The 17,535-nt window shown below is 53.9% G+C and carries 13 protein-coding genes and 1 riboswitch; of the genes, 3 read left to right on the top strand and 10 right to left on the bottom strand.

What is annotated here, in order from left to right:
- Window positions 1–21: 21 nt before the first annotated feature.
- The 4 genes from DFR26_RS06640 to DFR26_RS06625 all read right to left on the bottom strand — a co-directional run bounded on the left by DFR26_RS06640 (window position 22) and on the right by DFR26_RS06625 (window position 6,799).
- Entirely contained in the window at window positions 22–1,983 is a 1,962-nt protein-coding gene (locus tag DFR26_RS06640; protein ID WP_116208194.1) for a DUF1302 domain-containing protein, read from the bottom strand.
- Between the two features lie 128 nt (window positions 1,984–2,111).
- Window positions 2,112–3,443: a DUF1329 domain-containing protein gene (locus DFR26_RS06635; protein WP_116208193.1), complete on the bottom strand. Its 1,332-nt coding sequence runs from the start codon at window positions 3,441–3,443 to the stop codon at window positions 2,112–2,114.
- Window positions 3,444–3,509: 66 nt separating this feature from the next.
- On the bottom strand, window positions 3,510–4,868 hold the full coding sequence (locus DFR26_RS06630; protein WP_116208192.1) for a DUF1329 domain-containing protein: 1,359 nt from the start codon (window positions 4,866–4,868) through the stop codon (window positions 3,510–3,512).
- 26 nt (window positions 4,869–4,894) lie between these two features.
- Entirely contained in the window at window positions 4,895–6,799 is a 1,905-nt protein-coding gene (locus DFR26_RS06625; protein ID WP_116208191.1) for a DUF1302 domain-containing protein, read from the bottom strand.
- A 223-nt stretch (window positions 6,800–7,022) separates the two neighbouring features.
- Window positions 7,023–7,213, top strand: a riboswitch (cobalamin riboswitch).
- Window positions 7,214–7,329: 116 nt separating this feature from the next.
- On the opposite strand from DFR26_RS06625, the gene DFR26_RS06620 reads away from it, so the two are divergent.
- The gene (locus DFR26_RS06620; RefSeq protein WP_116208190.1) at window positions 7,330–9,117 is read left to right on the top strand and encodes a TonB-dependent receptor plug domain-containing protein; all 1,788 of its coding nucleotides are present in this window, start codon (window positions 7,330–7,332) and stop codon (window positions 9,115–9,117) included.
- 29 nt (window positions 9,118–9,146) lie between these two features.
- On the top strand, window positions 9,147–9,695 hold the full coding sequence (locus DFR26_RS06615) for a cob(I)yrinic acid a,c-diamide adenosyltransferase (RefSeq protein WP_116208189.1): 549 nt from the start codon (window positions 9,147–9,149) through the stop codon (window positions 9,693–9,695).
- A 66-nt stretch (window positions 9,696–9,761) separates the two neighbouring features.
- On the opposite strand, the gene DFR26_RS06610 is transcribed toward DFR26_RS06615, so the two are convergent.
- The 5 genes from DFR26_RS06610 to ampD all read right to left on the bottom strand — a co-directional run bounded on the left by DFR26_RS06610 (window position 9,762) and on the right by ampD (window position 16,146).
- Window positions 9,762–11,090 carry a 2-oxo acid dehydrogenase subunit E2 gene (locus DFR26_RS06610; RefSeq protein ID WP_116208188.1) on the bottom strand — a complete coding sequence of 443 codons (1,329 nt, stop codon included), beginning with the start codon at window positions 11,088–11,090 and terminating at the stop codon, window positions 9,762–9,764.
- A 10-nt stretch (window positions 11,091–11,100) separates the two neighbouring features.
- A complete protein-coding gene (gene aceE / locus DFR26_RS06605; protein WP_116208187.1) occupies window positions 11,101–13,761 on the bottom strand; it encodes a pyruvate dehydrogenase (acetyl-transferring), homodimeric type in 2,661 nt (886 codons plus the stop codon).
- 98 nt (window positions 13,762–13,859) lie between these two features.
- Window positions 13,860–14,762, bottom strand: a complete 903-nt coding sequence (locus DFR26_RS06600; protein WP_147300274.1) for an ABC transporter substrate-binding protein — start codon at window positions 14,760–14,762, stop codon at window positions 13,860–13,862.
- A 5-nt stretch (window positions 14,763–14,767) separates the two neighbouring features.
- On the bottom strand, window positions 14,768–15,571 hold the full coding sequence (locus tag DFR26_RS06595; protein WP_116208185.1) for a hypothetical protein: 804 nt from the start codon (window positions 15,569–15,571) through the stop codon (window positions 14,768–14,770).
- Complete coding sequence (gene ampD / locus DFR26_RS06590; protein ID WP_116208184.1) at window positions 15,568–16,146, bottom strand: 1,6-anhydro-N-acetylmuramyl-L-alanine amidase AmpD; 579 nt, start codon at window positions 16,144–16,146, stop codon at window positions 15,568–15,570. Before ampD ends, DFR26_RS06595 begins: the two co-directional genes overlap by 4 nt.
- Before the next feature lie 111 nt (window positions 16,147–16,257).
- Between ampD and nadC the strand changes: the two genes are divergently transcribed.
- Window positions 16,258–17,106 carry a carboxylating nicotinate-nucleotide diphosphorylase gene (nadC, locus tag DFR26_RS06585; protein WP_116208183.1) on the top strand — a complete coding sequence of 283 codons (849 nt, stop codon included), beginning with the start codon at window positions 16,258–16,260 and terminating at the stop codon, window positions 17,104–17,106.
- Window positions 17,107–17,108: 2 nt separating this feature from the next.
- On the opposite strand, the gene DFR26_RS06580 is transcribed toward nadC, so the two are convergent.
- Window positions 17,109–17,405: a DUF1653 domain-containing protein gene (locus DFR26_RS06580; RefSeq protein ID WP_425453358.1), complete on the bottom strand. Its 297-nt coding sequence runs from the start codon at window positions 17,403–17,405 to the stop codon at window positions 17,109–17,111.
- Window positions 17,406–17,535 lie beyond the last annotated feature (130 nt).

Raw genomic sequence — 17,535 nt, 5'->3', positions numbered from 1 at the left:
CGCTCCGTGTTTTTGTTGTTTTTAGAATGAATAGCTCAAGCTGGCCGCAAAGAAATCACGGTCAATATTGGGGTTGGTATGGCTTTCGAAGTTGCGTGATTGACCATTTGGCAACGCCGTTGGGCCAGCGGGCGCCCCGCACGCTAAGTCACCTTGTGTTTGCGGGGTAATAACACCATTGACTACATTGCCAACAGCTTGCAGCACACCTGTTGACAGCGGCCCAACTGTGCCAGTCAAGCTAGACTGGCAATCAGTACCCTTGAGGACTCGCCCACCAAAAAAGTTGGTGTATGAGAAGTCGGCACTCCAGACTTGGTTGTAAATCGCGTTTACCCCCACTGAAATTGACTGGGCACCCTCATTAAAGAATTGACTCACACCCTTAATGTCGCTGGCATAAACAATCCGTGGCAGTAAGTTCACACCAGCAAAAACATCTGCATACTCTAGGCGACCAATGAGACGAATCCCATAAGACTCTTTTGTTGCATAACCTTCACCCTCAGGCTGTACCGAGCCATTTGCCACAATCGGGTTAGGATATTGAAAGGTCGTAGGGACACCCGCGACAGATACCTGACCGTCAGTTTGTGCTCCCGGCAAATATACACCCGGACCATTAAACAAGATGCCATCAGGCAAGTCTTGATAGAAAGCGGCCGCCTCGAACAAGGCGATAGCTTGTGTAGCACCCAATATGTTCGGAATGGCTTTAATCGCTAAAATTTGGAACTGATGCGCCTCTACACTGCGATAGCCACGAATTTCCGTGCCCGGATCAGGATTATTGGGGGCTCCTGCTTGGTTTGGCAGGCCGAGCGCCGCTAAGGTTAACTCGGTAGTGCTAATCTGTACGGGTAAATTAGGGCGATATGAATACTCACCGCTCAAGGCAATACCAAATGGGCCTGGGGTATTGAAGCTAATGCCAAACAGCTGAATATCTTCCGGATATTCGGCAAATACACTAGCTGTATTCGCGTCCCGCAAAAATGGAAGCGCTGCATTTGTAGGCGTGCCTGCAACCGTGCTCGCCAATGGCAGGCGGCTATGATAATTCATGCCATAAAAGCCTAGCTCAGTATCGCCAACTAGCCAGCGTAGCGCCGCACCAAACTGACCGCTGTCTTTAGCGTCACGATCTGGCCCGCGCGGCACAGCACCTGCTTGTGCATCCTCAGGTGAAAATCCCGGCGAGTTACGATCCGGCGTACGACCAAACCCAGTAAACGCCTCTTCGCCACCATTACTGAATACATCGGTAGTACTAAAGAAGGTGCCCATGGGGTCGATTTCGAAGTGCTCCCATTTCAGCTGATAAAACGCTTCGAGGGTGATGTCATCGGTGATTTGCTGCGAAGCCCAGACCATGGGCACCGGAATAAACGCCTCTTTTAGCTCAGAGCCCGGCACACGCAAGCGCTGCAAATCGATCGGGTTAATGGTGTTGATGCCGCCTTGAATCAACGCGCCCTCGCCCCAGCTCACCACTTGGCTACCAACACGCACATTAAGGCGACGACCAGCAATATCGAAGCTGTGGCGTAAGTACCAGTCAAATACTTGCGAATCGAACTCTAAGCGCTTTCTTGCCGAGAGCGGCAGCTCTTCTTTATCTTGCGCGGCCAAGTCAGCAGCATAACCAAAGCGCACGAATAAACCTGTGCGGCCATAGGAAATATCCATGTCGTGGCTGGCTTTTAAGACGGTCGAAACCACTTCGCCTTTTTCGTAATTTAGGTTGCCGCTGTCTTCGTTGACACTGCGCGAGGTGCCGCCATTAACGATGCCGACAATGCGCGGATCACGATCTTCGGCGCGAATCAGCGTACCAACAGACAAGGTGGTGTCGAAAACAAACGTGCCCTCGCCTTCGGCAAAATCGAAGCGAGCCGCATGAGATGGCAAAATAAAAGAGCTAGACAACAGTGCGACAGCTAAAGCAAGTGGTCGTGGCCGACCTAACACCCGATGGGTCATGGTGAGTACCTTTTTTATTTTTCTAATAGGGCAACGCTTGCCTACTTATACCTATGTAATAAGTACCTCACAAGCGCTGCCACATCAGTTGTTCAAAAAAGACACTCCGCAAAAGAAGCGCCAGCAGCTTAGCGCGTACCCGCACGGCGCAAGGCACTTGGCGAAAAATCACCCGAGCGGTAGTTGGCGCGCCGATACACTTGCGACTCTTCGTTAATCAAGCCCGACACCAAATAACGCCCCGACAGCAAGTCGTGATGCACCTCAGCCGCGGGCAATAATGCCGGGATATTTGGCGCTTGCAGGGTATGCAGCTCAGACACACGCCAGAGTTGATTGCGCGTATCGTAAGTGTCGGCCACTACAATGCTCCACGAGTCTTCATCAACGTAAAACGTGCGGCGGCTGTACAGATGGCTGATGCCCTTTTTCAGACGCGCCTCCACCACCCACACGCGGTGCAGCTCATAGCGCGCGTGGTCTGGATTGATGTGCCCCGGCCGAACAATGTCGTCGATCTTCAAGGCATCGCTGCCGAGCGCATAGCTGTTGTATGGCACCAACAATTCTTTTTTGCCCACTAGCTGCCAGTCATAACGATCAGTGGCACCGTTAAATAACGCGAAGTCATCGTTGGTGCGCAGGCCATCGGAGGCGGCACCGGGGTTGTCATAAGCCACATTAGGCGCCAAACGCACGCGGCGCTGACCCGGATTATAGGTCCAGGCCATGCGCGGATTTTTGGTTTGATCGATATACTCATGCACCAACAATGCCTGGCCCGCCAGGCGTGCCGGCGCCGTGGTCGATTGCATAAAGTTCACCAGCTTGTTGGGCTCGCGGTCTTCTGGCGCTTTCTTCAAGTTGTTGTAATGAAAGTCAAAGACTGTCTCGAAACGCACCGGCGTGTAATCGCCCGATGCTGTTACTGCCACTTGTCGACTGCTGGTGGTAAAGCTATCACCACGATAAGCAGTGATGTGATTCCAGATCACCTCCACACCCACTTTGGGCTGCGGAAATGGCACACCCACCGAAGTACCAATAAAGCCGTTACCACCATCGACTAATTGCACGCGCGCGGGATTCTCAGCCGTTGCGTCATAAACCGCTTGCGGATACGCCGCGGTGCGACGCGTGGGGTATACCGTCATTTTCCATGACGGATATTTCTTCAACAAAGCCTGCTGGCCGACCGTCAAATTCGCCGCATGACTGGCCATATTGGCAGCCGTCACGGTGTAGAGCGGTTTATCGTCGGGGAATGGGTTGCGGTAATGATCGCCCTCTTTGAAACCCGCTGCGACCTTCGTTAAACCACCGGCCCACGCCGGAATAGTTGCGGCGGCATTAGCACCACTTTCGGCGCCTATGGGCGTGAGCGCGGCGGGTGCGGCAACCACACTAATCGACACAAAAGATAGCAACCCGCAAACCACACGAAACGATGGCATTAGCATGATAAACCTCAATATTTAGACAAAAAAAGCCAGCCCGAAGGCTGGCTTCATTCACCACATTAGCGCTTAGCGAACACCGGCACGGCGTAGGCCATTGGGCGAGAAGTCGGCGGCTGTGCGTTTGATTGGCACATACACTTCTTTCTCGTCGTTACGCAGGCTCATGGCCAAGTAGCGACCCGACTGCAGGTCGTTGTGGACCTCCACGGTGGGGTACTGCATGGGCACGTCGGCGTAGTTCACGTTGTGCTGCTCGGATGTTCTCCAGAGTTGGCCGCGGCCATCGTAGGAATCTTGCAACACGTTCATCCAGGAGTCTTCGTCGACATAAAACGTACGTTTTGAGTAGATGTGGCTGGTGCCGGGCTTCAGTGTCGCCTCAACAACCCACACACGGTGCAGCTCATAACGTGCGGCATCGGGGTTGATGTGGCCAGGCTTCAGTACATCTTCCATTTTCAGCTCGTTGCCGCTGATTTTGTACGAGTTATACGGAATGTAGATCTCTTTTTTACCCACGAGTTTCCAGTTGTAGCGGTCAGTTGCGCCGTTGAACATTTGGAAGTCATCGTTGGTACGCAGGCCATCGGCCGCGGTACCGGGGTTGTCATAGGCCACGTTTGGCGCCAAACGCACACGGCGCTGACCGGGGTTGTAGGTCCATGCACGGCGTGGATCTTTGACTTGGTCAGCGTATTCGTGAACCAGCAAGATGGCACCAGCCAAACGTGCAGGCGCGGTGACTTTTTGCAGGAAGTTGAAGAGCTTGTTGTCTTCACGCTCAGCTTTCGGCTTGGTCAAGCTGCCATAGTGAAATTCAAACTCATATTCGAAGCGCACGGGAGTGTAGGAACCGCTACGCGTAACAGCCGCTTGGCTCCAGTTCGTGGCATACGCCTCACCGCGGTAGCGTGTGAGGTGGTTCCAGATCACTTCCAGACCATTTTTCGGGATTGGGAAAGCCACACCACCGTCGGTGCCTTTGATGCCGTTACCGCCATCGGTCAACGATGCACGCGTGGCGTTGGCCATGGTTTCATCGTAGTGACCTTTCGGGAACGATGAGCTACGGCGTGTTGGGTAGACCACCAGTTTCCAGTCAGGATACTTTTTCAGCATCGCCATTTGGCCGGCGCTGAGGTTGTCTTTGTACTCAGCGGCATTTGCCGCCGTGATTGTGAACAACGGCTTGTCGTTGTACGGGTCTTTGTAGTGGTTGCCGGTTTTGAAACCAGCACCTGGCGAGGTGATACCGCCAGTCCACGCCGGAATGGTACCCGCCGCGTTGCCCGCCTGCTCAGCACCCATGGGCGTGAGCGACTTGCCCAGCTTCGCCGCTTCGTCGGCGCTAACCACCGCAAACGCTGGCATGGCCACGGTCGCTGCAATGGCAGCGGCCAATAAATGTTTCGTCATATTTTTCATAAAAGGTTTCTCTCTTTTATTTGTGATTAGAAGGAGTAGCTAACAGAGGCGGCGATGAAATCGCGGTCGCCAAGGGCTTGAGTGGTTGATTGAGATACAGGCTGAACTAAAGCGGCATTTCCAGAGTTTGCTTGCGTGATTTGCTCTCCACCAAAAAAGTTTGTGTATGAGATATCTGCCTGCCAGCTACTCAAATATTCAGCACCGATACCAATGCTCACCGCCTTATTTCCTTGTGTAAATGTTGGGCTGGTACCGCGTAGGTCATGAGAAAAGGCAATACGTGGAATAATGTTTACTGACCGGAAGGCATTATTATAGTTAGCTCGCATGACAGCACGATAACCATAAGAGTTGCGAGTCATAATACCTTTATTAGTAATGTTAGTTGTGTAATCTAAACCAGTACCGTTAAAGTCAATGCCGCTAGGTAGGTCTAAATAAGCATAACCCACTTCAGCAACACCAATTAATTGTGATGCACCTAACTGTGGGCCAAAAGTTTGTGTTGCAGTCATTTGGAATTGATGAGCTTTGACACGCTTGTAGCCCTCAACAAAACGGCCTCTAACTGTAGGATCAGTTTCGCTTAAACCATCAATACCAGTATTCAGTGGAGGGGCACCAAAAGTTAAAAGCTCTGCTAATAAGTTATTAGCAGCAAGCTGAAGTGGCTGATTGGGACGATATGAATATTCACCTTGTAATGCAATGCCCATAGGAGCAAGAGTGTTAAAGCTCAAACCATACATCGTAATATCCTCAGGATACTCAACTACATATCTTGAGTTTTGCGCTCGAACAAGGTTTGTAGCGGTTGCCGCATCAACTGGCATTAGATTAGAAGCCGTTGCCGCAACAATACTGCCTACTTGTAATGCCTCATCTGTAGGACTTTGATTGGAGATGTTTCCAGATATAAGCGGTGTCCTGCTATGGTAATTAGCGAAATAAATACCAAATTCAGTATTATTTAACTCTGGCACAAGTAGTCTAGCTGCAAACCCATATTGCCCACTGTCACTTGGTGACTTATCAGAAGCTCGCGGAATAAATACACCACCGCCATTTGATGGGGTATATAAGCCAGGAGCTAGTGCAGGATTAATTTCATTTATATCAATATATCCAGGAGAATTTTCATTGGCTGCTGCTGAAGCAATTAAAACTTTTGAACCACCAGGTGAGGCGAAATCATTAGTACTAAAATATGAGCCATTAGGCTCGATACGCGTAGCACGCCACTGATATTGACTAACAAGCTCTACACTCAGGTTGTCTGTTATATCGAGCGTCATTTGTGCCATGCCAATGGGTAGAAATGCTTCCTTGAGCTCAGAACCTGGCGCTCGTAGCTTTGCCACATCGACTGGATTTAGTGTATTGATACCGTTAGGAATAAATGTACTTTCACCCCAGCTAATTACTTGCTTACCAACACGAACACCTAAATTTCTCTCACCAATATCGAAATTACCACGAACATAAGCGTCGTAAATCTCATAGTCGTGACCTAGGCGGTTACGAATGGTTCGCTGATCGGCTCTGTTAGGATCAAAGTCCTTGTTTTGAATAGCGTGATCGTAAAAAGATAAAACACGGAAAAATGCATCAAAGTTTTTATAATTCAGTGCAATATCATTGTTCATTTTAAACAAAGAAGATACTAAGTCACCGCGCTCATAGTTAGCGTTGCCGTTGTCGTAGTTACCGCTGTTACGAACACCACCATTGGCAGGAAGTAACAGGCGCTTGTCTTGCCCAGTCACACGCCACAATGCACCGTAAGTCAGTGTTGTGTCGAACGACCCCGTGACTTCATCAGTCACATCAAATTGAACAGCATGAGCAGGGATGGAGCCCATCATGCCGATGGCGGCAATCGCTGCCACGAGTGGCAGGCGTTTTGGGCGGAGAGCAGTGTGTTTCATGTAAGGCCTCGTTATTGTTATTTCCAACGGCTGTCAGATATGCGCCATTTGGGGGCATCGGGTCAATGCCGCCTGTCTGCGGGACTGGCGATGAACGGTCAATTTTGTAAGCAATCTGTAGCACCTTTGGTTGGACAGGCCAGCACTATCGCTACAAAACCGCCACAGCACATGAAAGCAATGGACAAAGTTTGCACGCTTGACCACACTATACGCCGCAAAAGTGTCCAGTGTTCGCACTGGTCCGTTCCGATGAACGGACGGGAAGTTGGTGTAAACCCAACGCTGCCCCCGCAACGGTGACCCTGGTTAAGGTGCTCAACCGCCACTGTCTAACAAGATGGGAAGGCGAGCACTTGTGGCTTTTACAGCCCGCCAGTCAGCCCGGAGACCGGCTTTTGCACAACGGCCAGCGCGGTGGGCGCTCTATCCGAAGCTCGCTTGCACCATCTTGGTGCAGGCAACCTTCGTGCTGGCATTTCCCAAGTTTTGTTTGCGGGGATGCAAACAGCACGAGAGTCATTCACACAATGAAACACCTACCGTTATTTTTAGCCCCAATCGTTGCCTTCGGAGCATTTCCTGCTTTAGCCGCAAGCACCCCAAGCCTTGACGAAGTCGTCATTACCGCTAGCCGATCTTTAGAACAATCAAATGCACGCCTAGATGCCGCCACCGTCATCACGCGTGCCGATATTGAGCAGCAGCAGGCGGCAACGCTAGCTGACATCCTCCAAAACGCTAACGGTATTGCCATAACGCCAAATGGTGGCTCACTGACAGCGACTGGCGTTTTTCTACGTGGCTTCGCCGCTAAGCAAGTATTGGTTTTAATCGATGGCGTGCGTGCAAATGATAGCAACGTAGGCCAGTTCGACTTTTCATTACTCCGCGCTGACGACATTGAGCGAGTTGAGGTACTCCGTGGCGGCTACAGTAGCCAATACGGCTCAGATGCCATGGGAGGTGTGATTCACATATTCACGCGACGAGGAAACCAAAACAGTATTAGCGTGCGTGCAGGCAGCTACGGCACATTAGAAAGCACCGTTAACCTAAATCACAACAGCAAGAGCACTAAGCTTGGCGCATCATTTGGCCAGCTAGATACTCAAGGTTTTAACGCCGGCAATGAGAATTTCGAAGCCGCAAACTTCTTTGTCAACTCACCAGATAAAGATGGTGGCCGTCAACGCACCGCTCGTTTATTTGCGAGTCATGAAATGAGCGCCTCAAGTTCCTTGGATGCTTCTGCTATTTTTAAAGAGCAGCGCTCTGAATATGACGATGGTGAAACAGACGGCAACTTATCTATTGTGAATCTTGCTTACGAAACCGAGTTATCAAAAGACTACAAACAAAGCTTGAGCTTTGGTCATAACAAAACCCTTCTATCTAACCAAAATAGTTTTGGTACAAACAAAATTAACACCCTGCGCAACAGTATCGACTGGCTGCATACCATCAAAACACATGTTTTCGGCACCATAACCGGCGGCTTAAATGCCAGCTACGAAAAAACTCAATCATCAAGCATCAACCGCTCTCTGAACGATCATGCCGCCTACCTCATTAATGAAAATTACTTGGGCGATATCAGCTACCGTCTAAGCGGGCGCTATGAAAACCACGAACAATGGGGCGTGCAAAATACTGGCGCCGTGCGTATTGGCTACGCAGTGTCAACTGCAGTCGATGTTTACGCCGGCTATGGCACAAACTTTCGCGCACCAACTGCTGCCGAACTTTTCGACGACAGCTTCGCCTCTAATAACCCAAACTTGAGGCCAGAAACCAGCCGCCAGCACGACATTGGTGCGATTTGGCGCTATCTACCTAACCATAAGGTTAGCGTAAACATGTATCGTACCGATGTGCAGGATCTGATCAATTTTGGCCCAGGCTTTAAACTTGCCAACACGACATCTGTAACACTAGAAGGCGTCGAACTGGACCTTAGCGGTAAACAAGGTCGCGTGAGCTATAGCGTTGGTGTAACTCGCGCTCGCAGCAAAGACGAAAACACAGGTGCGGCCCTGCTTCGCCGCCCTCGCCTGCAGCTCAATGCACACATCAATTACGCCGTTAACGATACCGTAACGATTGGCGCTCAACATCTTTCTCGAAATAAAACAGATGACTTTGGCGGACGTAATGATGGCTTTGCCACTTTTAATGCCTATGCACAGTGGCAAATTTTGAAGCAGCTGAATCTTGGCCTGCGCCTAGACAACATTACCGACAAAGACTACGAGTTAGCTAAAGGCTATCGTATGGCTGACCGCAGTGGTTATGTGACAGCTAACTATCGCTTCTAAGCCTTCACTAATTTTTCAGGAGCAGCACCATGGGCAATCGTTTATCGAAAATCTACACGCGCACCGGCGATGACGGCAGCACCGGTCTTGGCGATGGCACGCGCGTACGCAAAGATGCCCTGCGCGTGGAAGCCTATGGTTGCACCGATGAGACTAATGCGCAGGTCGGCGTATTACGCGCCTGTCTCGCGGCAGACCACGCAGCACAGGCCATGCTGGAGCATATTCAGCATGACCTGTTTGATGTCGGAGGGGAGCTGTGCATCCCTGGCTATGAGCTGGTCACGCCGGCATATGTGGAGCGTCTAGAGGCCGCTATTGACGCGATCAATGCCGACCTGCCGGCACTGAAGGATTTTATTTTGCCCGGCGGTTCGCCAGCAGCGGCGGCGGCGCATGTGGCACGCACGGTGTCGCGGCGTGCCGAGCGGCGCACCTTGAGTTTGGCCGATGTGGAAGCCGTGAATCCGCAGGCACTGATGTATCTCAATCGCTTATCGGATTACTTTTTTGTGCTGGCCCGGCAGCTCGCGCGCGCTGACGGCGGCAGCGAGGTGTTGTGGCGTAAGCGTGATTGAAGTCATTGATCAAATAAAAACACCGCGACCTCAAACGGCCGCGGTGTTTTTTTATGGCCACACTCATTACACCAAGAGCTGTCGAATATCCGCCAATAATGCCCCTAAGCGCGTGGTAAAACGTGCAGCAGCAGCACCATCAATCACGCGATGGTCATAGCTCAATGACAGCGGCAGCTGCAGGCGTGGCTCAAACGCAGAGCCATTCCATACCGGCGCTTTGACCGCACGCGATAAGCCCAAAATGCCCACTTCCGGCCAATTCACCAGTGGCGTAAATGCCGTGCCACCAATGCCACCGAGTGATGAAATGGTGAAACTCGCGCCCTGCATAGCCGCTGGCGGCAGCTTGCCCGCGCGCGCTTGCTCAGCCATGCGCCCGAGCTGCTCAGCGATCTCGCGCAGGCTCATGCGATCGGCGTTATGCAGCACCGGCACCACCAAACCATTGGGCGTATCTACCGCAATGCCAAGATTCACGTATTGCTTGAGCACGAGGTTTTCGCCATCGCGGCTCAGTGAGGCATTGAACTGCGGCATTTCGCGCAATACATAGGCCACCGTTTTTGCCACCAACGCGGTCATGGTCAGCGAAAGGCCATCGGCTTTAAAGCGATCGCGCTGAGTTAAGCGAAAGGCCTCCAGCTCGGTGATGTCAGCCACATCAAACTGCGTGACCTGCGGCACCATCAGACTAGAACGCGAAAGGTTTTCCGCGGTTTTTCGCTGAATGCGCGAGCGCGGCGTGAGCTCAATCTCGCCCCATTTGCTGTAGTCGGGCTCGGGTGGCAATTCGCCCATGCTAAGGCCACCGCTACTGGCTGGCGCTTGGCTAATGCGCGACTTCACCCAGGCATGCACATCTTCTTTGAGCAGGCGGCCATTGGGCCCTTGACCCGATGGCAGCGCAGCTAAATCCACCCCCAACTCGCGCGCCAAACGCCGCACAGCGGGGCCGGCATGCACGGCTTTGCTGGGGCCTGAGCTGAACTCAGCCTGTTTTAAAGCCTCTTGCTTAGCCGGCGCTTTAGTCTCAGGAGGCGATTTTTCAGCGGCCTCATTAGCCTCGGAATCGTCTTCTGAGGCGTTGTCAGCCTGAGGTGCTTTCTCCATGGGTTTGTCCGATGACGCCGCATCCGGCTTTTCAGCACTCGACCCGCCATCCGCCGAGTCCATCTCGCACAGCGCATCGCCCTCTTTCACGCTCGTGCCCACCGACACCGACCACGAGGTCAGCACGCCATCTTCTGGCGCCGGCAGCTCCAAGCTGGCTTTATCCGACTCCAGCACGGCTATCGGCTGCTCTTTTTTCACCGTCTCACCAGGCGTCACCAACAGCTCAATCACCTCGGCAGCATCAACCCCTAAGTCGGGCACTTTTACAGATTTTGTCATAGCGCCCTCCTTATGCTGTGGCCGAATGGGCTTGCTCGGGGTCAATGCCCCATTGCTCGCGAGCCGCCAATAGTGCTTCTAGCGAAATATCATCGCTAGCACGCAAGGCGGTGAGCGCGGCATAAGCCACTTGCACGGCATCGACCTCAAAGTGCCGGCGCAGCTGCTGGCGCGAGTCCGACCGACCAAAGCCATCGGTGCCCAACACACGATACGCGCGACCATCCGGTACAAAGGCACGAATCTGGTCGGCATGCACTTTCATATAATCGCTAGCAGCAATGATCGGGCCCTTGCTGCCCGCTAGTTGCTCAGTAACCCAGGCCGTGCGCGGTTTTTCATCGGGGTGCAGCGCATTCCAGCGCTCCACATCCAAGCCTTCGCGACGCAACTCGGTAAAGCTGGTGGCGCTCCACACCGCAGCGCGCACGCCTACCTCTGCGAGCAAGGCCACAACTGCTTCGACTTCGCGCAAGATCGCACCACCGCCCATCAGCTGAACTTCAGGGCCTTTGCCGCGCTTCGCCGACTGGAATTTATACAAGCCGCGACGAATGCCCTCCTCGCAACCCACTGGCATGGCCGGGTGCGGGTAGTTTTCGTTGAGCGTAGTCAGGTAGTAATAAACATCTTCCTGCTCGCCAAACATGCGGCGCAAGCCATCTTGCACGATCACCGCGACCTCGTAGCTGTAGGTTGGGTCGTAGCTCACGCAGTTAGGCACGGTGGCCGCAAGCACGTGCGAATGGCCATCTTCGTGTTGCAAGCCTTCGCCGTTGAGCGTGGTACGGCCCGATGTCGCGCCGACCAAGAAACCGCGCGCGCGCGAGTCGCCGGCAGCCCAGGCCAAATCGCCAATGCGCTGGAAACCAAACATCGAATAGAACAAGTAAAACGGCACTAGCGGCTGATTATGGATGCTGTAGGCGGTGCCGCAAGCAATCCACGCGCTCATGGCGCCGGCCTCGTTAATGCCCTCCTCCAAGATCTGACCTTTGACATCCTCGCGGTAATACGTGAGCTGCGACTTGTCTTCGGGCTCATAGAGCTGGCCAACATTGGAGTAAATGCCGAGCTGGCGGAACATGCCCTCCATACCAAAGGTGCGCGCTTCATCCGGCACGATAGGCACAATGCGCTCGCCCAAACCCTCTTGTTTGAGCAGCACGCCCATCAGGCGCACCAAGGCCATGGTGGTGGAAATCGGCCGCTCAGAACCGGTGGTGATGGTGCTCAGCTGATCCAGCGTTGGCACCGGCAATGACGCACTTTCCGTACGACGCTGCGGCAAATAGCCGCCGAGCTTTTGCCGCCGCTCGTGCAGGTATTTCATCTCCGGGCTATTTTCTGGTGGCCGGAAAAATGGCAGCTCTTCGAGTTGCTCATCGCTGAAGGGCATGTCGAAACGGTCGCGGAACATCTTCAGCGAGTCGATGTCGAGCATCTTCATTTGGTGGGTTTTATTGGCCGCCTCACCGGCGCCGGTGGCGTAACCTTTCACGGTTTTCGCCAAAATCACCACAGGCTGACCTTTCGCTGCCATCGCTTCGGCATAAGCGGCATAGACCTTGAACGGGTCGTGGCCGCCACGATCAAGACGGGCGATTTCGTCATCGCTCATGTCTTTCACGAGCTCGGCAAGCTCAGGGTATTTGCCGAAAAACTTCTCGCGAGTGTAAGCGCCGCCGTGGTTTTTAAAGGCCTGATATTCGCCGTCCACAGCCTCTAACATGCGCTGCTTTAACGCGCCGGATTCATCACGTGCGAGTAGTGGATCCCACTTCTTACCCCACACCACTTTGATGACCTTCCAGCCCGCACCACGAAACACCGACTCTAATTCTTGGATGATTTTGCCATTGCCGCGCACGGGGCCATCGAGGCGCTGCAAGTTGCAGTTGATGACAAAGATCAGGTTATCGAGCTTCTCGCGCCCAGCTAGCGCAATGGCGCCAAGGGACTCGGGCTCATCCATCTCGCCATCGCCTAAAAACGCCCAAACCTTGCGGCCTTGGTCAGGTAACTGCTCGCGATTGATTAAATACTTCATCACGTGGGCTTGATAGATCGCCATGATCGGCCCTAAGCCCATCGACACCGTGGGGAACTGCCAGTAATCGGGCATCAGCCACGGATGCGGATAGCTCGACAAACCGCCACCGCCGACTTCACGACGGAAACGGCTGAGCTGCTCTTCGCTTAGGCGGCCTTCCATGTATGAACGCGCATAAATACCAGGCGCCGAATGGCCTTGGTAATAAATCAGATCGCCAAGGTGCTCGCTATTGGGGGCGCGGAAAAAATGGTTAAAGCCCACGTCATAGAGCGTCGCCGACGAAGCAAAGGTGGCAATGTGGCCGCCGAGCTCGTCATCGTTTTGGTTGGCGCGCATAACAATCGCCAGCGCATTCCAGCGAATCAATGAGCGCAGCCGCCACTCAAGATTGGGGTCACCGGGCATCAGCGGCTCTTTCTCGCGTGCCACGGTATTTAAATAAGGGGTGTTTAAGCGATCAATTTGAATGCCAAATTGCGGGGCTTGGCCAACCAGCCATTCGAGCAATTGCCGAGCGCGCTCGGGCGACTCGTTGTCGGCCACGGAGGCCAGAGCATCAAACCATTCTTGTGTTTCGATAGGATCAGAATCACCGTACTGACGGGACCGCGCCATACATGCCTCCTTGTGGGCTTAGCGGGTAACAGCCTTATGGGCTGAGTATGAGCAGTCTCTCGGCTAGCGCGGGTAAGCGCAATGCGATGACTGCCCGGTCAGGGCGATACTGGCACGCTTGGTCGGTTTCGCCAAGGCATAACTGTTTGGCAAAGCGCAGGTATTGCGCGCAACAAGGACAAACCGGGGCGCGTTAGGGCGGCATCGTCAACCGCCACAATGGCCTGGCTTTGTGCTGCCGGCAAGCGGCTAAACCGACGCCAAAACGCAGTGGCCCGCGCGTGCTCGGGCGCACTCACCAAGATAATCTCAGTACGCGCCAATAACACTGCCTCAACATTGATGACCGGCGCCTCAATCGTCGCGTCCGGCACAATGCTATCGACCCCGCATAGCGATATAGCTTGGCTTACCAGGTGCTGTTTTGACAAGCTAAATAGTGGTTGCTGCCAGACTTGATAAAAGCCGCGCAGTCTGGGGCCAGGCGTATACCGTTGACGCGCCTGCACCAAGGCCGCCGCCTCTTGATCGGCTAATGCGTTGGCCTGCGGCGCTCGACCCGCCAAGGCGCCTAACCAGCGCAAACGCTCGGGCAATGCCTCAAGCGTTTCAGGCGCAATAGCCAAGAGCGGCACACCCAAACGTCGCAGTCGGCGCTGCTGCACTGGCGATAAACCTGTTGGCCAAAACACCACCAGATCAGGCGCTAGGGCGCGCACGCGCTCTTCACTGATGCTGCCAGACTGGCCCACCACGGCATGCCCACTGAGGCTGCGTGTGTGTCGGCCCGGCGTGGGATGGTCATCTTGCACGCCAACAATGCGCTCGGCGGCCCCAAGCTCATGAACCATGTCGACCAAATGTGGCCCCAAAACGATCCAGCGCGAGGGCAATGTCTTAGGCACTGCCCATGCCTGGCCTTGATCATCCTGCCAGGACTCCAGTGCATAAGCGGGCAGTGCCAACAGCGCTAACAGCCCAAGCCACAGGCCTCGCCGCAACAGCCTCACATGCCGGGCCAGAGCGTTTTCAGCGCCACAAAGACCATCCACACCACCAAGGCGCGTTGCAGCAGACTATTGAGCTGATGCATCGCGGTGGCGAGACCAACCGCTGGCGTTAATGACGGGTCAATGGCAATGGGCTCTGCGGCATTGGCGGCGTGATCGATGAGCTCATAGGCAACAGACTCCGCACGCAATAATTGGCTGCTGATGACGCCCCACGTGGCCGTAAAATTACCCGCTAAGGCAAAGCTCATGGCGAGTAAACGCGCCGGCAACCAATCGGCTAAACGCAAACAATTCAAGGCTAAATTATTATCGTCATCGGATGTACCAAGCGCGCTACGACGCAGCAAGTAGTAACCGAGCGCCGCCACCGGCGTGGCTAGCAGCAGCCAAAATAGCGGAGCAAAGAGCTCGTTTAACTGACGGCGCAGATGCTGTTGACGCGACAAACTCAAGGCATTTTCTAGCAGCTCATCGTCGCTTGGCCACTCGGCCTCAGTCCATTCGGCGCGCTGATCAGTGGCCACACGAGCAACCGCGCTGTCAGCAAAAACAGCCACAACGACCACCGCGCATAATAGAAACATAAAGACACTGGCGAGCTCATCGAGCAAGGCCAAGCCGACCACTAACAGCACCATGGGAAGCAACACAGCGATCGCCAAGCGTAACGCATCAGATAGCGTCAGCGTGGTGCTCCAGGCCAGCCATCGCGTCGCGGGGCAAGCCAAGGTATGGCGCCAATGCTCGGGCATGGCGTGATACGCCGCTACCGCCATCAATGCGAGTAATAATGTCATGTCTTCACTCCTTGAGAATGCCCTACTGGTTCGGCCTGTGTGAGTCGTGACCAGTCAAAATAAGGCCCCGGATCTGTCTTACGCCCGGGGGCGATATCGCTGTGGCCGGTGACTGCGTGTTGCGTCGCTGGGTAATGCTCAGCCAACACGATCAATAACGCATTCAGCACATCATACTGCGAATCGGTAAATGCCTGTGTGTCACAGCCTTCCATTTCGATGCCAATCGCGAAGTCATTGCAATTGGCACGACCTTGGTAGCTCGACTGGCCGGCATGCCAGGCACGCTGATCAAACGCCACGTATTGCACCAGCTCACCATCGCGGCGAATTAGCACATGTGCTGAGACCTCAAGGCCAGCTATCGAAGCAAAGTACGGATGAGCGCTGGCATCTAGCCGACCAGTAAAAAGCGCATCAATATGGGGTCCACCAAACTGTCCGGGCGGCAGGCTAATGTTATGAATCACCGTCAGCGACACCTCGCCCTGCGGTCGTGCATTAAAAAATGGCGATGGGCAATGCCGCGCTTCGCGCAGCCAATGCTGGCGACACAGGCTTAGTGTTCGACTCATGCTGCCCTCTTTGCATTCAGCTATTGAGCAAGACTACCCAATCAAGCGAGTGCTGACCATCCGCGCCTGTGGCTTTATACTCACGCCTTTCTTGCTAGCCAATGAGTCATTATGAAAGCTGAACTGATTGATGCCGCCCTTGCCGCAAACGTGGCGTCTGCCCTGGTCGAAGATATTGGCACCGGCGATGTGACTGCTGCTTTAATTCCACACGATAAGCAGGCGCAGGCACGCATCATCACACGGGATGACATGGTGATGGCGGGCATGCCTTGGGTTGAAGCCACCTTCCTTTCGGTCGATCGCGAGCTGCGTCTTGAGTGGCAGGTCAAAGAAGGCCAAGTGGTGCCCGCCGGCACGGAGCTATTGCGTATTTCAGGGCGCGCGCGCAGCTTGCTGACCGCCGAACGATCCGCGCTGAATTTTCTGCAAACACTCTCAGCGACCGCCACGCATACACATGCGCTCGTGCAATTGTTGGCGGGCACGAAGGCGCGCTTATTAGACACACGAAAAACGCTGCCGGGCTTACGCATTGCGCAAAAATACGCGGTGCGCGTTGGTGGCGGGATGAATCATCGCCTCGGGCTCTATGATGCGTTTCTGATTAAGGAAAACCATATTTTGGCGGCCGGCTCGATTGCCGCGGCGGTGGCAGCCGCGCGTGAATACGCCAGCGACCGTTTGGTTGAGGTGGAAGTTGAAAATGCCGATGAGCTCAATCAGGCCATTGCTGCTAAAGCCGATCGCATTATGCTCGATAACTTCTCTCTAGATGATATGCGGCGTGCCGTGGAGACCGCTGCGGGTGCTATTGCGCTGGAAGCATCAGGCAATGTAAATCACGACACCATACGCGCCATCGCGGAGACCGGTGTCGACTTCATTTCATTGGGCACCATTACCAAAGATATCCGCGCCATCGACTTATCGATGCGCCTTGTCGACGCTACCGCTTAACATCAGCGGCAGCTTTCTGGCTCGATAAGATTGAGCTCAGCCAGTTCAGCGGCCACGTAATCGAAGCGTGGCTGCTCAACACCCGCAATAACAACCTGCTCAATAAACATGCCATATGGCCGCACCCAACGGCTCCAGTCGCCGTAACAGGTGCGGTAATACACCAGCCACTCCTCGGTTTCTGAGTGGCGCACCAAGTCCAGTACGTGGTAATGCGCGCCTTTATAATGCCGGTACACGCCACGCGCTAATGCAGGAGGTGTTGTATCCGAGGTGCGCGGCATAGCTGCTTCAGTCAAGATGCCTTCTCTCCCAAATATGTTTTCGTATCGAATTTCCAAACCCCAGACAGCAAAAAGCCCCCGTCATTTCTGACGAGGGCTGTTGCATTAGGTGCCTGGCAATGACCTACTTTCACATGGCTACTGC

Source organism: Paraperlucidibaca baekdonensis (genome assembly GCF_003387535.1).
Lineage (GTDB): Bacteria > Pseudomonadota > Gammaproteobacteria > Pseudomonadales > Moraxellaceae > Perlucidibaca > Perlucidibaca baekdonensis.
This window is presented reverse-complemented; position numbering and strand designations above follow the sequence as displayed.

Bases quoted from the DNA above. Each gene is read 5' to 3' on its own strand.
- DFR26_RS06630 (WP_116208192.1), bottom strand. From the start codon at position 4,868: ATGAAAAATATGACGAAACATTTATTGGCCGCTGCCATTGCAGCGACC.
- aceE (WP_116208187.1), bottom strand. From the start codon at position 13,761: ATGGCGCGGTCCCGTCAGTACGGTGATTCTGATCCTATCGAAACACAA.
- DFR26_RS06595 (WP_116208185.1), bottom strand. From the start codon at position 15,571: ATGACATTATTACTCGCATTGATGGCGGTAGCGGCGTATCACGCCATG.
- DFR26_RS06620 (WP_116208190.1), top strand. From the start codon at position 7,330: ATGAAACACCTACCGTTATTTTTAGCCCCAATCGTTGCCTTCGGAGCA.
- ampD (WP_116208184.1), bottom strand. From the start codon at position 16,146: ATGAGTCGAACACTAAGCCTGTGTCGCCAGCATTGGCTGCGCGAAGCG.
- DFR26_RS06615 (WP_116208189.1), top strand. From the start codon at position 9,147: ATGGGCAATCGTTTATCGAAAATCTACACGCGCACCGGCGATGACGGC.
- DFR26_RS06640 (WP_116208194.1), bottom strand. From the start codon at position 1,983: ATGACCCATCGGGTGTTAGGTCGGCCACGACCACTTGCTTTAGCTGTC.
- DFR26_RS06625 (WP_116208191.1), bottom strand. From the start codon at position 6,799: ATGAAACACACTGCTCTCCGCCCAAAACGCCTGCCACTCGTGGCAGCG.
- DFR26_RS06610 (WP_116208188.1), bottom strand. From the start codon at position 11,090: ATGACAAAATCTGTAAAAGTGCCCGACTTAGGGGTTGATGCTGCCGAG.
- DFR26_RS06635 (WP_116208193.1), bottom strand. From the start codon at position 3,443: ATGCTAATGCCATCGTTTCGTGTGGTTTGCGGGTTGCTATCTTTTGTG.
- nadC (WP_116208183.1), top strand. From the start codon at position 16,258: ATGAAAGCTGAACTGATTGATGCCGCCCTTGCCGCAAACGTGGCGTCT.